Annotated in this window: 1 rRNA gene; it reads left to right on the top strand. The window is 53.1% G+C overall.

The features are described 5' to 3' along the window. Positions 1-369, top strand: a 23S ribosomal RNA gene (locus EIZ48_RS31725); the annotation flags it as partial.

Here is a 369-nt window from a genome sequence, read left to right as displayed (position 1 = left end):
CCACCTGCACAAGCAGGTATCGCAGCGTGAATACATAGCGTTGCGAGGCGAACCGGGGGAACTGAAACATCTAAGTACCCCGAGGAACAGAAATCAACCGAGATTCCGGCAGTAGCGGCGAGCGAAACCGGATTAGCCCTTAAGCTAGATTGGCGTTAGACGAACAGGCTGGAAAGCCTGGCAAGAAAGGGTGATAGCCCCGTAGTCGACAGCGCCTTTACAGTGAAATCGAGTAGGACGGGACACGTGATATCCTGTCTGAACATGGGGGGACCATCCTCCAAGGCTAAATACTCCTGACTGACCGATAGTGAACCAGTACCGTGAGGGAAAGGCGAAAAGAACCCCTGTGAGGGGAGTGAAATAGAA

It is taken from the genome of Photobacterium alginatilyticum, assembly GCF_009910675.1.
GTDB lineage: Bacteria > Pseudomonadota > Gammaproteobacteria > Enterobacterales > Vibrionaceae > Photobacterium > Photobacterium alginatilyticum.
Note: the sequence above shows the minus strand (reverse complement) of the source record. Positions and strands in the feature narration are given on the sequence as shown.